Annotated in this window: 8 protein-coding genes; 4 read left to right on the top strand and 4 right to left on the bottom strand. The window is 54.5% G+C overall.

All coding sequences use genetic code 11. The features are described 5' to 3' along the window. Position 1: 1 nt before the first annotated feature. Positions 2-643: a stringent starvation protein SspA gene (gene sspA / locus N1689_RS12570; protein WP_003851135.1), complete on the top strand. Its 642-nt coding sequence runs from the start codon at positions 2-4 to the stop codon at positions 641-643. Between the two features lie 3 nt (positions 644-646). Continuing rightward, positions 647-1,132, top strand: coding sequence for a ClpXP protease specificity-enhancing factor (gene sspB / locus N1689_RS12565; protein WP_013359871.1), 486 nt, complete (start codon positions 647-649; stop codon positions 1,130-1,132). A gap of 112 nt (positions 1,133-1,244) precedes the next feature. Here sspB and N1689_RS12560 read toward each other — a convergent pair whose 3' ends face one another. Continuing rightward, positions 1,245-3,002, bottom strand: coding sequence for a sulfite reductase subunit alpha (locus tag N1689_RS12560; protein ID WP_222924699.1), 1,758 nt, complete (start codon positions 3,000-3,002; stop codon positions 1,245-1,247). Positions 3,003-3,187: 185 nt separating this feature from the next. Further along, a complete protein-coding gene (locus N1689_RS12555) occupies positions 3,188-8,719 on the bottom strand; it encodes a glutamate synthase-related protein (RefSeq protein WP_222924698.1) in 5,532 nt (1,843 codons plus the stop codon). An 886-nt stretch (positions 8,720-9,605) separates the two neighbouring features. On the opposite strand from N1689_RS12555, the gene arcB reads away from it, so the two are divergent. After that, positions 9,606-11,957: an aerobic respiration two-component sensor histidine kinase ArcB gene (arcB, locus tag N1689_RS12550; protein ID WP_260059052.1), complete on the top strand. Its 2,352-nt coding sequence runs from the start codon at positions 9,606-9,608 to the stop codon at positions 11,955-11,957. 869 nt (positions 11,958-12,826) lie between these two features. Then, positions 12,827-13,546, top strand: coding sequence for a monofunctional biosynthetic peptidoglycan transglycosylase (gene mtgA, locus N1689_RS12545; RefSeq protein ID WP_161731784.1), 720 nt, complete (start codon positions 12,827-12,829; stop codon positions 13,544-13,546). 3 nt (positions 13,547-13,549) lie between these two features. On the opposite strand, the gene npr is transcribed toward mtgA, so the two are convergent. Further along, the gene (gene npr / locus N1689_RS12540) at positions 13,550-13,822 is read right to left on the bottom strand and encodes a PTS phosphocarrier protein NPr (RefSeq protein WP_010251923.1); all 273 of its coding nucleotides are present in this window, start codon (positions 13,820-13,822) and stop codon (positions 13,550-13,552) included. After that, the gene (gene rapZ, locus N1689_RS12535; RefSeq protein WP_010251920.1) at positions 13,819-14,673 is read right to left on the bottom strand and encodes an RNase adapter RapZ; all 855 of its coding nucleotides are present in this window, start codon (positions 14,671-14,673) and stop codon (positions 13,819-13,821) included. Before rapZ ends, npr begins: the two co-directional genes overlap by 4 nt. Positions 14,674-14,704: the final 31 nt, after the last annotated feature.

Here is a 14,704-nt window from a genome sequence, read left to right as displayed (position 1 = left end):
CATGGCTGTCGCTGCCAACAAACGTTCGGTAATGACGCTGTTTTCTGGTCCTACTGACATTTTCAGCCATCAGGTACGTATTGTCCTGGCGGAGAAGGGTGTCAGCGTAGAGATCGAGCAGGTCGAAATGGATAACCTGCCGCAGGATCTGATTGACCTCAATCCGTATCGCACGGTACCAACGCTGGTAGATCGTGAGCTGACGCTGTATGAATCACGCATCATCATGGAATATCTGGATGAGCGCTTCCCGCATCCGCCACTGATGCCGGTTTATCCGGTTGCCCGTGGTGACAGCCGACTGATGATGCATCGCATCGAGCAGGACTGGTACAGCCTGATGCGGAAAGTCGAGAACAGCACGGGTCAGGAAGCCGAAGCCGCACGCAAGCAACTGCGTGAAGAGCTGCTGGCCATCGCGCCACTGTTTGGCCGTACGCCTTACTTCATGAGCGAAGAGTTCAGTCTGGTCGATTGCTACCTGGCGCCGCTGTTATGGCGTCTGCCGTCAATGGGCATCGATCTGATCGGCTCGGGTTCAAAAGAGCTGAAAGGTTACATGAACCGTGTATTTGAGCGTGACTCTTTCCTTGCTTCATTGACTGAAGCTGAACGTGAAATGCGCCTGCAAGCCCGGGCTTAACGTATGGAAATGTCGCAACTTACTGCACGTCGTCCCTATCTGCTGCGCGCCTTCTATGACTGGTTGCTCGACAACCAGCTGACGCCGCATCTGGTGGTCGACATTAATCTGCCGGGTGTGCAGGTGCCGCTGGAGTATGCGCGTGATGGTCAGATTGTCCTGAACATTGCGCCACGTGCTGTCGGTAACCTCGACCTGGCCAATGATCAGGTGTCGTTCAACGCCCGCTTTGGTGGCGTTCCTCGCCAGGTTAACGTGCCGATGGCGGCGATTCTGGCGATCTATGCACGTGAAAACGGTGCCGGAACGATGTTTGAACCGGAACCAGCCTATGAGCTGGGAATGCAGGAAGCGTCAGAGGGTCAGGAAGAGACTATGATGTCCGTGATTGATGGCGACCGTCCTGACGATGCCAGCGATGACGAGACGCCGCCTGATGACGATCCACCACCACGTGGCGGACGGCCTTCACTGCGCGTCGTGAAATAGCCGTGACATAATCGTGAATACCCGTCCATGCGACGGGTATTTTTTTGCCTGTCAGCCATAAAAAAATCCGGCTGCCTGCGCAAGCCGGATTTTTATCAGCAGACCTTCGCGATCAGTAAACGTCGCGCAGGTAGCGTTTCTCTTTCTTCAGCTGATCGACATAGTCCGCAGCACGTTCGGTAGAGAGACCACCAAACTGACGAACCACTTCATACAGCGCATTATCCACATCCTTCGCCATACGTGAGGCATCACCACAGACGTAGAAGTACGCTCCTTCCTGCAGCCATGCATAAAGCTCTGCGCCCTGTTCCAGCATCCGGCTCTGTACGTAGATCTTCTTCTCCTGATCGCGCGAGAACGCCAGATCCAGACGGGTCAGCAAGCCGTTATCCCGCCAGGCCAGCAGCTCATCCTGATAGATAAAATCATGTTCCTGATGCTGATCGCCGAAGAACAGCCAGTTTTTGCCCTGCGCGCCGGTTGCCTGGCGCTCCTGCAGGAAGGCACGGAATGGGGCGATACCAGTACCCGGTCCCACCATGATCAACGGTGCGCTGTTATTGGCAGGGACGCGGAATGCTTTATTGGGTGAGATAAAGATGGCGGGCTTCTCACCACGACGCACGCGCTCGGCCAGATAGGTCGAGCAGACGCCACCGCGATTACGGCCGCCACTGTGATAACGCACCGAGGCAACGGTCAGATGTACCTGGTTAGGGTGTGCTTTAGAACTGGATGAAATAGAGTAAGCACGATGCTGCAGCGGGCGCAGCAGGGCAACAAACTCAGGCACCGCCAGCGTGCGTGTCAGCTCAAGCTGCAGCAGGTCGAGGGTATCTTTGCCCCACAGCCAGACGCCCAGTGCATCTTTATCATCATGCTGTAAGACATGACGCAGTTCCTGATTGGTCGTGTTCTGCCCAACCCATTCGATTAACTTGCGTGACGGCTCAGAGATTTCAAACTGATAGGTCAGCAGGTCGCCGAGGCTGCGGTCAAAGCCAGGTACTGGTGTCTGGTAATCAGCATTAAGCTGCGTCAGCAGCAGGCTGACCAGTGACGGCTCGTTGACCGGAATCACGCCCAGCGCATCGCCCGCTTCATACTTCAGGCCGCTGTCCGACAGGTCGAATTCGAAATGACGAATATCTTTGGCTGACTGCTCGCCTGACAAACGCTTGTTGGTGATCAGCGCGGCGGCATACGGATTCGATTTGTTACTGCCTGGGATGACTGGCGCTTCAGGCGCGCTCTCCAGCACAGTGCCGCTGCTGCCTGCGCTGGCGGCAAACTGTGGCATTGAGCTGTTCAGCCACTCGCTGGAAGGTTCTTCGTAGTCGATATCACAATCGATACGATCAACCACGCGTTTCGCACCCAACTGCTCAAGGCGCATATCAATGAACTTGCCTGCCTGACAGAAGCCATCGTAGCCGGTATCGCCAATCGCCAGTACGGCGAAATGCATCTGCTCCAGACGCGGTGCGGTACTGGCAGAGATCGCATCCCAGAACAGCTGTGCGTTGTCCGGCATCTCACCTTCACCATAGGTCGAGGTGACGATCAGCACATGACGCATGGTGGCAAACACGTCGAGATCGACATCGCCCAGCGCCTGCACCACCGGCACCAGGCCTTTCGCACGGGCAGATTTTGCAGCAGTCTGCGCCAGCGCTTCGGCATTGCCGGTCTGGGAGCCGTAAAGAATATGCAATTGCGTGGTCGCGGCTGCGCCTGTACCCGCGGCAGGTTGCTGCTTGTCTTCTAATACCAGCAAACGGGAGTGAAGCCCCGCGAGAAAGCCAGCCAGCCAGTACTTCTGATCGCCATTAAAAGGTGCATCTTCTGGAATATAAGGAATTTTCATGGGTACTTTTACTCAATCCCGTTCTCGCCCGATATCAGTGGCGTTCCCCGGTCTGAAAGCGGTTCCGCCTCCCCGCGCCGCAGCGTGTGCAGCATGGGAAAGCGGTTCAGCCTCTGTCCGGTACAACGATTAATCCGGGCAATGATCAATTAATAATATTCAGTTCAGCCTGATCAGTATCACTGTCAGGAGAGTTTACCCACCGCAGCGGCGATTTCCGGCAATGCCGCACGTGCAAACAGCTCTTCAAAGTCAGGCAGGTGGCCCAGCACTTCCCGGTTACAGGCATCCTGATACATGATCCAGCCGTAGGTCGCCAGACTGTCCATGGAGCGGATGTTACGTTGCGTCAGCGCCGCTTTGTAATCTGACATGCGTTTGGTACCGATCAGACTCGCCAGTTCGTCATCGCTGTAACTCTCGATGGCCGAACGGGCATGACGCTGCAGCTTGCTCACAAGCGAAAAGTCTTCAGTCATCAGCAGATTACGCACCGCTTTTTCCACCGCCGCATCTTCAACAGGTGTACCTTTCGGCAACTTCGCCAGTGCCAGCTGCTGGGCAAAACTCAGCACGGTGTAGTTGTTCAGCAGGACAAACATCTCCTGCGTATCGGTTGCGCCATAAGCCGGGACGGCACCGTTGGCGATGGTTTTACCCTGACGCCACGCGGCTTTGAATTTCGCTACCTGATGGCCTGCCAGTGCTGTCGACAGCTCTTCGAGCAGATCTTTACGGCTCTTGGCTTTGAGGATCTCGCCGCCATCCTGATAGAGCAGCAGCGAGCGCGGCATCACGTAAACAAAGTGGTGACACTCGGTTTCCCAGTTCTCCAGCAGCCAGGCGGCACGCGGCGATTTGGTCGCTTCCAGATGCCAGTTCAGCATGGTCAGCACTGCCTGCTTGTGAACCTGCGCCATCTCATCCTGATCGGCAATCGAGCCGAACCGCACTGAATCACCGGCAGCGTGACTGGCCAGCGATCCATACGGATCGTACTGGTAAGCAAAGCCGCCGCTCATGCCGTTGCCAAATCCTTTACCAAAGGTGCCCAGGTTAAGAATGGCACCGTTAGTCATGTATTCGCAGCAGAAGTCACCGACGCCTTCAACCACGGCCGTTGCGCCTGAGTTACGCACCGCGAAGCGATCACCGGCCTGACCCTGCACGAATAGACGTCCGCCAGTTGCGCCGAACAGCGCAAAGTTACCAATCAGCACGTTGCCGTCGCCATCCTGCGCGCCGCCGCCCGGCGACATGACAATCAGCTCACCGCCACACTGTCCCTTGCCGACGCCATCATTACAGGTGCCGTAGTGGGCCAGCTGCATGCCATCGTTGCAGAACGCGCCAAATGACTGACCAGCAGAACCGGTGGTGGAAATTTTTACGCTCTCAGGGGCCAGATAACGGCGGCCGCGATCGTCGGTCATCACCGCAGGCATCGCCTGCAACTGCGCCGCACTCAGTTCATGGTTCAGCATGCGTTCAATGTCGATCGCTAACTGGCCGCCCACACTTTTGTTGCGGTTGTTCAGCACGATGCCGTTGCCCAGTGCGACGTCGGTATTGGCCTGATCGACCAGCGCTGATTTCAGCTGCTCAACCCAGCCGTCATCCAGCTCAAAATCTTTTTCCAGATAAACCGGCTTGTCGATTTTCAGCTCAGGTACCACGGTCAGCATGGCGCGTAAGTCGAGTTTGCCGACTTCCAGTGGATGATCCATCAGGTGCAGCAGGTCAGAGCGACCTCGTGCCTCACGCAGGGAACGCAGGCCCATGCGAGCCAGAATCTCACGCACTTCATGTGCCACGTTGAGGAAGTACTGTGCCAGCTGACGCGGATCGCCATCAAAGGCTTCGGCATTAGTGGTTAAACCAGCAGGGCACTTAACGTTGCAGTTTTTCGCCATCACGCATTTCAGCATCATCAGCGCCGTCGTACCGAACTCAAAACTGTCACCGCCCAGCAGAGCAGATTTCACCACGTCGCTGCCGGTCTGCTGCGCGCCAGAGCAGCGCAGCTGCACTTTATCGCGCAGGCCATTAGCGCATAGCGCCTGATGGACTTCAGCGATGCCGATTTCCGCCACGCGTCCGGTATATTTCAGGCTGGTCACCGAGGCAGCGCCGGTACCGCCGGTGTTTCCCGCGACGTTAATCACGTCTGCACCGGCTTTGGCTACGCCAACCGCGATGGTGCCGATCCCTTCAGAGGAGACCAGTTTGACGATAACGCGTACCCGCGCCGCTTTGCAGTCGTGGATCAGCTGCGCGAGATCTTCGATGGAGTAGGTATCGTGATGCGGCGGCGGCGAGACCAGCTCAACGCCAGGCGTACCGCCACGGGCCGCAGCAATCTCGACGGTCACTTTGGCCGCCGGTAACTGACCGCCTTCGCCAGGTTTCGCACCCTGACCAATTTTGATCTCCAGCTCTTCCAGCATCGGATCCGCCAGATAGGCAGCCCAGACGCCGAAACGCCCCGAAGCCAGCTGTTTGATACGGGAGGCACGGATGGTACCGTGACGGGAATAATGCTCGCCGCCTTCACCGCAGTTACTCATGCCGCCGACCATGTTGGTGCCGTGTGCGACCGCTTCATGAGCCGGGGCGACCAGTGCACCATGGCTCATTGCCCCGGAAGCAAAGGTACGGGTAATTTCACAGGCTGGCTGCACTTCACTTAGCGGCAGTGAGGGCAGGGTAGTAAAAATACGTGACAGATAATCTGCCGCTTTACCGTACGCCGTCACTTTCAGACCGCCAGTGACCACGTCGCTGCTCTCGATATCGTCGCCGAAGCGGGATTTCAGGGCGCGGGACAGGTTCTGCAAACGTTCACTCTCTGGCTTCAGCCCCTCAATCGCATCGGTCAGACGCAGCATAAAGTGATTCAGGCTGCCATCTACCGCTTCACACTCCATGCCGCGAATAGCAAAGCCGTTGTTGGTCAGTGAGTAGCGCCCAAGCTTACGGCGGAACTCCGCTTCGCTGTCGATGTGGGTCAGGTCAGCCGGGAAGGTCAGGATGTCGCGCAGGGCCGCCGGGCGACGTTTACGCTCTTCATACATCAGACTTGAGAACTGGCGGTAATCGGCCGTAATCGCAAAGTTGTTGATCACGTCATCCGGAATGCGCTCGAAGCTGCTGTCCTTAAACGTCTCTGGCTTGATGCCAAAGGCGTTATCCAGTTTTGCCAGCGTCATCAGACGGATGAAGTTGTCCTCTTCGCGCGCTTTGTCGGCAAAGCGAATCGGCTCTTCAGTCATGTCGATGAAGGTGCGCACGGCGATGGTACCGTAGGAGTGACCAGCGCCTTCGGCACGCTCTTTGAACAGGCCCAGCAACGGCACTTCAGACTCGCCCTGAATCTTCAGCGCGCTCTGATGCCAGTCAACGGCCATTGCCGCGATGGCTGCAAAGCCTGCGCCACCCACCGGGGTTTTGATATTCGGGAAATACTTTTTCAGCACCGGATCATCAGTGTTGAGGAAGTTAGGCTCAAAGAATTCACCGCTGCTGTAACTCTCAACGGTACAGAGACCGACTTTGCCCATGGTTTTCATCAGGGCTTTTTCAGCGGCTTTGGCATAGCGCTTAAAGGCTTTGTTACCTTCTTCACCTTCACCAAATTTCTCCTCTGCACGCATCTGTACACCCAGTGGATAGATAGCGGAAGCTCCGAAGCCGAGGGTGGCAGCTATGTGATGCGAGGAGATGCTCTGGCCGCTTTCCACTACCAGAGAAACATCCAGACGCAGACCTTCCTGCACCAGGCGCTGGTTGATGGCAGAAACCACCAGCAGCATCGGGATTGCGGCGTGCGTTGACGAGATGTGACGATCGGTAAGCACGGCGATGCCACCCTGTGCACGGGCAAAATCCACTACCTGTTGCGCCAGGTCATCAATCGCTTTTTCCAGCGCATTGGCGTTCGCGGTGGTGCTCAGCAGATCTTTGCCGATTACCGGCTCATAGAGCATTTCAAAGCGCGCATAAGGGGCGATGGTCTGCTCGCGCAAACGCAGCATATCAAGATGGCTGAGGATGGGGGTCGGTACCACAATCTGACGCCCCTTGCTGCGGCCCAGATGGGGTTTCGCACCCAGCGCGACACGCAGCGTCATGCCATCCACTTCGCGGATTGAGTCCAGCGGTGGGTTGGTCACCTGAGCAAAGCGCTGAGAGAAGTAGTGCGCCATGCCGCCTTCATGATCGGATAAACCGTTAATGGCGTTACCGTAACCCATCGCGGAGATTTTCTCTGCGCCGGTATTCAGCATCGGGTCCATCATGAACTTGAAGCTTTCTTGGTTGTAGTAGTAAGCCACAAAGCGCTGATAGGTTTTCAGATCGCCGCGATAACGAAGTGGTGAACCCTGCTGTTCAGCCGGGATCTCAGGCAGATCGTCAAGACCGACGCGGGCTTCACGCAGCAGCGCCGAATAATCTTTCTCTGCAGCCAGTTTTTCCAGCGCCTGCAGCGTGGTGTAGCTGCGTTTTTCACGATGATCGAAATAGAGCATGCCGCCTGCTTCGATACGGCCACGACGCAACACGCTTTCCGGTGGGAAGGCGATCTGGCCGGCTTCTGACATCGCCCCAATATACTCCGCCGTTTCAACTGAACGCAGTGGACGCAGGCCAAGACGGTCAAGGCGGGCACCAATTACTTCGCCGTTGCCGAAGATCAATGCCGCCGGCCCGTCGTTTTTCTCTTCATAAAGAGAGAAATACTCCAGCATGTCACGCACTTCTGCTGGCAGTGAACTGTCGTTTTCCCAGGCGGGCGGCATCATTGAAACCACGGCGGTGATGAGATCGAGATTATCTTCCATCAGACGGCTGTGGATACTCTGATCCAGACGTGAGCTGTCGGACTGACCTTTCGGCCGCACGATTTTCTTGCCACGGGCCAGTGCCAGCGCGGACTCAGCGATGCGGTTTTTACGGTCCGTGTTCAGCTCACCGTTATGTGCCATCAGGCGAAACGGCTGGGCCATCGTGGTATGCGGATCGGTGTTGGTGGAGAAGCGGGTATGGAAAAACAGCCCGCGCACCTGATGATCAGGATCGGTCAGATCTTTGAAGTAGGGGATCACTTCATTGGAGTTCAGACGAGCTTTAAACACCTGGGTACGCGACGACAGCGACAGCGGATAGAGGCCACCAAATTCACTTTCGGTAAACGCGCGGGCTTCAATCGTTAACAGGGCGCGGTAGATGCGTTGTTCGAAGTCGTTCTGGTCAACCACGTCCTGTGGCGCAGTGAAAATCCACTGCAGAATCGGTAACTGAAACTGTACGGCGGCCGGACGGGTCACGCTGCTGTCGAGCGGCATGTCACGCTTCATGATCACCGGCAGGCCAAAGCTGCTGAGTGTCTCATCTACCAGACGTTCAGCATTCGCGCGCAGCGCAGCATCTTTCGGCACAAAGAAGTTGCCGACGCCAAAGCGGCCTGCTTCCAGCGGCTGGCCGGTAATCTTGCGGAAGAAGTGCAGGGAAAGGTCAACGTTGACCCCCGCGCCGTCGCCAACGCCTTCCGCTGACATACCGCCGCGGTGAGGTACCGTGCACAGGGCGCTATGCGCCATCTGCAGAATTTCGTGGGTCTGCTCGCCGTCCTTGCGCGTAATGAAACCTACACCACAGCTGTCACTGCCTGCTGTCGGATCATACAAGCCATAGGATTGAGGTTTTTTAGTGGACATTGAGGGTCTCCTTAACTGCTTTGACATTACCTGCACTGTTTCAGGGTCTGAGCGCAACGAGCGCTATCATTTCATCGCCATGCTCTGTCGAGCGCGCGTCATAGCCCTGAGCATTTCTCTCCAGACATCGATAAAACGTCCTTAATTGAGCTGCTCTCTGATTTCCGGTCTCTTAAAGGAGATGACTTAAACCGCGCGGGAGTCTTCTTGTTGCATAGATATGCCGAGACAATGGCCCGTCTGGAAAGCTTTCAGCGGATTTCCAACTTATCGGGAAAGCGTAATCAGGTCAAATAGGGCGGTCAGACAAGGTAAATAGGTGTTTTATGTGATTAAGTTTATGAATTAATGGGTTTTTAAGGTTTAAAATGTATCACTCTGTAGCCTGGCGATAGGCCCATAAATGTGAACTGACTCACTGTAGTGCAGGCGTCAGATCTCTGCACCATGCTGGTGACGGGGTGTTAGACAGCATTAAATGCTGTTCAGAACCGTTGATGCATAGCATGTATCTGTTTTTCTTATGTCCGTCTATTTGAATGAAACAGCGGTTGGTTATAAGAAAAATTAATCAACACGGGCGTGCTTAAAACAGCATTTAAGTTGAATGGGTATGCATGTAAACAAGGTGTGCCTGCGCAACAGGACATTGCCAGGATATTGAAAACAGGCCATACGGAGAAATCACGGATTCGATGGCGGCATTACAGATTATTCATTTGGCACAATCAGTCAAGGGTTTTAACCGCTTTGTCCTTAACGTCGCCGATCGGCTATGCGAATGCACCATAAAAGCGCATTTGATCCCGTATCTTCACGCGACGTGCCGGGACGTCAGCAGGCTAACTGCGCTATTATGAGGCTGTTTCTCTTCCAGGGAGTTGTTATGAAACAAATTCGTCTGTTGGCGCAGTACTACGTTGATTTAATGGTCAAGCTTGGACTGGTGAGGTTCTCGCTGCTGCTGGCATCTGCGCTGGTGGTGCTGGCGATGATTGTCCAGATGGCGGTTACGATGGTACTGCGGGGTCATGTCGAGAGCATTGACGTGGTGCGTTCGGTCTTCTTCGGGTTGCTGATTACGCCCTGGGCGGTCTATTTTCTGTCGGTGGTGGTCGATCAGCTGGAGGAGTCGCGTCAACGGCTGGCACGGCTGGTGGATAAGCTGGAAGAGATGCGAACCCGCGACCTGGAACTGAACCAGCAGATGAAAGAGACCATCACGCAGCTGAATCAGGAGATCAGCGATCGTAAGAAGGCGGAGCTGGCTCGCGAACAGGTGATGGACAAGTTGCGTGAAGAGGTGACGCGTCGCGAGCAGGCACAGATTGAACTGGAGCAGCAATCCTCCTTCCTGCGCTCCTTCCTGGATGCTTCGCCTGACCTGGTTTTCTATCGCAACATTGATAAGCAGTTCTCCGGCTGTAATCGCGCGATGGAACTGCTGACCGGTAAAAGCGAAAAACAGCTGATTGGCCTGACGCCACGCGATATCTACGACGATGAAGCGGCAACGAAGGTGCTGGAAACGGACGAGAAAGTGTTCCGTCATAACGTCTCGCTGACCTATGAACAGTGGCTGCAATATCCGGACGGGCGCAAAGCCTGTTTCGAGATCCGTAAAGTGCCTTATTACGACCGCGTCGGTAAGCGCAGCGGACTGATGGGTTTTGGTCGCGATATAACGGAGCGTAAGCGCTATCAGGACGCGCTAGAGAACGCCAGCCGGGAGAAGACCACCTTTATCTCTACGATCAGCCACGAGCTTCGTACGCCGCTTAATGGCATTGTCGGCCTGAGTCGCATTCTGCTGGATACCGACCTTAACCAGGAACAGCTGAAATATCTGAAGACCATCCACGTCTCTGCCATCACGCTGGGCAACATCTTTAATGATGTGATTGAGGTGGACAAAATCGAGCGCCGCAAAGTGCAACTGGATAATCAGCCCCTCGACTTTACCGGTTTCCTCGCCGATCTGGAAAATCTTTCCGGCCTGCTGGCCCAGCCAAAAGGGCTGAAGTTTGTGCTTGCGCCGCAACTGCCGCTGCCGCATATGATTTCGACGGACGGAACGCGTCTGCGTCAGATTCTGTGGAACCTGATTGGTAACGCCGTGAAGTTCACTCAGCAGGGCGAAATCGTGGTGCGGGTAGTCTATGAGCAGGACGAAACGCTGCGCTTTGAGGTGCAGGACTCCGGTATGGGTATTCGTCAGGAGGAGCAGGATAAGATCTTTGCGATGTACTATCAGGTCAAAGATCAGCATGGCGGTAAACCGGCGACCGGCACCGGTATCGGGCTGGCGGTTTCACGTCGTCTGGCGCAGGCGATGGGCGGTGACATCCGCGTACACAGCTCACCAGGACAGGGATCATGCTTCACGGTTGAGATCAAAGCGCCACGCATTGCTGAAGAGGTGGAAGATGAAGGCCTGGACGACAGCCTGCCACTCCCGGCGCTGCACGTGCTGCTGGTGGAAGATATTGAGCTGAATGTGATTGTGGCGCGCTCGGTGCTTGAGAAGCTGGGTTGCAGCGTCGAGGTCGCCATGACCGGTAGCGAAGCGCTGGCGATGTTCGACCCACTGGAGTTTGATCTGGTGCTGCTGGATATTCAACTGCCCGATATGACCGGACTGGATGTCTCGCGTGCGATTCGCCAGCAGTATCAGGGAACGCATCTGCCACCGCTGGTTGCGCTGACCGCCAACGTGCTTAAAGACAAAAAAGAGTATTTCGATGCGGGAATGGATGATGTCCTGAGCAAACCGCTTGCAGTGCCGGCCCTGACCGCAATGATCAAAAAATACTGGGATTATCAGGCAGATTCGGAAGAGGAAACCGCAGATGCCAGCGACGACAAAACCCGGATGCTGCTGGATGTGGCGATGCTCGAACAGTATATCGAGCTGGTTGGTCCGGGCCTGATTACCCAAAGCCTGACGATGTTTGAAAAGATGATGCCGGACTATCTTGCTGTGCTGGAATCGAATCTGATGGCGCGCGATCAGAAAGGCATTGCTGAAGAGGGGCACAAGATTAAAGGGGCGGCGGGTTCGGTCGGGCTGCAGCGTTTGCAGATGCTGGCGAAACAGATTCAGAGTCCTGAATTACCGGCGTGGTGGGACAACGTTGTTGAATGGATTGACGAGCTGAAGCATGAGTGGCGACACGATGTGCAGGTATTGCGCGACTGGGTGGCAGAGCAGGGTCAGTCATATCCCGGAAAAAAATGACCCCAGCCGAGGCCGGGGTGCGCGAATACTGCGCCAACACCAGGGAAAGCATTGCGGCCGCTATGATTTGAATAATTAATGCAGCCGCAGGGTATTGGTTAACACTGACATCACCTTAGCAAATTCATCTTCTCATGCGACAAGATTCATTAAAATTTGTGATATTGAGCAGCGTTTAAATACAGAAAACATTAATTTGGCAACACAGTCAAGCAAGGAATCATTTTCTCTGCTGCGTTGCTTATATTTTAATCAAATTTGCGGTTTTTTGTGTGGTTTTGACGCGGCTCAGCTCCAAAGCAAAGGCTGAGCCGCAGTAAATTAAGCTGGCATTAACATCTGCCTCCTGAGGCAGGCTAACGCGCTGATATTGCAAGTGACCGCCCTGAAATGACACGAATTATCCAAAACGATTTGGAATGATAAAAAAGAATCTAAAACTTTGCCCTTTCATTGCGCTGACATCATTGTGCTTGCTGAAAGTCACCAGGGCCATAGCAACGTTGAGTGATGCTGTTAAGCGCTGTTTATTTATACATTATAAGCATGATTCTGTTTAAGCTTTGGGCGGCTCATCATTCATAAAATAATAACAGTTAAGCATAATGAATGATTTGAACCGGTGCTTATTATCCATTATTAAGTGTTTATCTGGAAAGATGCTAAGCAGTAGCCATGAATGGAACCGATTCCTTTTTTCTGGAAGTCCTTGAACTATTTCGAACTGTTGCAGCATTTTGATGCAAAATGATTGAATAAAGTCTGGAAACCGTTGTGAGGTTTTCAGCGATATTTGTGGAAAAGCTGCTTTTCTGGCAGTGATTACATGAGTGATTGATTAACGTCTGAAACAAGTGTGGGAAGATTGCATGAACAAGCATAAAGGAAGCGTCGGACAGCGTATCAGACGTATTATTGGTCGTATCCTGCTGGTGTGGCTGGGCGTATGGCTGGCGGGAATATTACTCTTTTCGTTCTTACCGGTACCGTTTTCAGCGGTGATGGCTGAACGCCAAATTAGTGCCTGGTTACACGGTGACTTTAGTTATGTCGCCCATTCTGACTGGGTCGGACATGATGAGATTTCGCCGTGGATGGGGCTGGCCGTTATTGCCTCCGAAGATCAAAAGTTTCCGGACCACTGGGGGTTCGATGTCGCGGCGATTGAATCTGTACTGGATAACAGCGATAGCCGGATGCGCGGGGCGTCCACATTGTCACAACAGACAGCCAAGAATCTGTTTCTGTGGGATGGCCGCAGCTGGGTGCGTAAAGGTCTGGAAGCGGGGCTGACAGTAGGGATTGAGACAGTCTGGACGAAGCGACGTATTCTGACCGTCTATCTTAATATTGCAGAGTTCGGGCCGGGTATCTTTGGCGTTGAGGCAGCTTCACAGCGTTATTTCCACAAGCCAGCCAGCCGGCTTACTGCAGCCGATGCTGCTTTACTGGCGGCGGTTCTGCCTAATCCTATCCGTTATCGTGCTGCTGCACCTTCAGGCTACGTCAGAGAGCGACAGCAGTGGATAATGCGTCAGATGCGCCAGCTTGGCGGGGAGGGCTTCCTGCAGCGTAATAAGCTCGACTAAGCCTTAGTCTTCATCAAAACCCGCTTCAAACAGCTCAATGACTGCTGCCAGCGCCGGGATCTCCTCCGGGCCGCTGGCTTCAATCTCTATGTGTCCGCCTTTAGCCGAGTCGAGCATCAGCAGCGCAATCACGCTGCTGGCTTCGGCTTCTGTGCCCGCTTCGTTGCGCAGCAATACTTCGGCATCGAAGCTCTGCACCAGCTCAAACAACTTCATCGCCGGACGGGCGTGCATGCCTAGCTTATTTTTGATTTCTACAGTTTGTCTGACGGTCATGATTTGCGCTTTTCCAGCGTGCGATGGCGTGACTGTACATTCTTACCGCGCGAACGGAAGTAATCCGCCAGCTGTTCTGCAATATACACTGAGCGGTGTTTGCCACCAGTACAGCCAATTGCCACGGTAAGATAGCTACGGTTATTGGTCTCCAGCATCGGCAGCCAGAGTTCAAGATAGCTGCGTGTCTGGTAGATAAAGTTGTGCACTTCAGTGTGGCGGTCAAGGAATGCCGCGACCGGACGATCGAGGCCGGTCATCGGGCGCAGCTTAGGATCCCAGTGGGGATTGGGCAGAAAGCGCACGTCAAAGACATAGTCAGCGTCAATCGGAATGCCATGCTTGAAGCCAAACGACTCAAACACCATAGTCAGCTCACGTTCACGCTTGCCCAGCAGGCGGGTACGCAGCATCTCTGCCAGCTCATGCACTGACATCTCTGAGGTGTCGATGATCAGGTCGGCACGTGAACGCAGCGGCTCCAGCAGGTCGCTCTCTTCATCAATCGCGCTCTCTAGTGACAGGTTTTTGCTGGAGAGGGGATGCAGACGGCGCGTATCGCTGTAACGACGAATCAGGGTATTGCGATCGGCGTCGAGAAACAGCAACTGAGGTGAAAATGTGTCAGGCAGATTATTCAGCGCGGTTTCAAAAATTTCCGGGGATTCAGGCATGTTACGGACGTCGATGCTGACCGCCGCCGAAATATTGCGTTCCGCCAGCGAGTTGGCTAACTCAGGCAGCAACACGACCGGCAGGTTATCAACGCAGTAGAACCCCATATCTTCCAGCGCACGGAGCGCCACTGACTTCCCCGAGCCTGAACGACCGCTAACGATCATCAGCACCATGACCTTCTCTCCCGTTTTAAAACCGGCACCG

This window comes from Pantoea sp. XY16 (genome assembly GCF_025153065.1).
GTDB classification, from domain to species: Bacteria; Pseudomonadota; Gammaproteobacteria; order Enterobacterales; family Enterobacteriaceae; genus Pantoea; species Pantoea alfalfae.
This window is presented reverse-complemented; position numbering and strand designations above follow the sequence as displayed.

Coding starts and splice junctions, on each gene's coding strand:
- N1689_RS12560 (WP_222924699.1), bottom strand. CDS start 3,002: ATGAAAATTCCTTATATTCCAGAAGATGCACCTTTTAATGGCGATCAG.
- npr (WP_010251923.1), bottom strand. CDS start 13,822: ATGACCGTCAGACAAACTGTAGAAATCAAAAATAAGCTAGGCATGCAC.
- sspA (WP_003851135.1), top strand. CDS start 2: ATGGCTGTCGCTGCCAACAAACGTTCGGTAATGACGCTGTTTTCTGGT.
- rapZ (WP_010251920.1), bottom strand. CDS start 14,673: ATGGTGCTGATGATCGTTAGCGGTCGTTCAGGCTCGGGGAAGTCAGTG.
- mtgA (WP_161731784.1), top strand. CDS start 12,827: ATGAACAAGCATAAAGGAAGCGTCGGACAGCGTATCAGACGTATTATT.
- N1689_RS12555 (WP_222924698.1), bottom strand. CDS start 8,719: ATGTCCACTAAAAAACCTCAATCCTATGGCTTGTATGATCCGACAGCA.
- arcB (WP_260059052.1), top strand. CDS start 9,606: ATGAAACAAATTCGTCTGTTGGCGCAGTACTACGTTGATTTAATGGTC.
- sspB (WP_013359871.1), top strand. CDS start 647: ATGGAAATGTCGCAACTTACTGCACGTCGTCCCTATCTGCTGCGCGCC.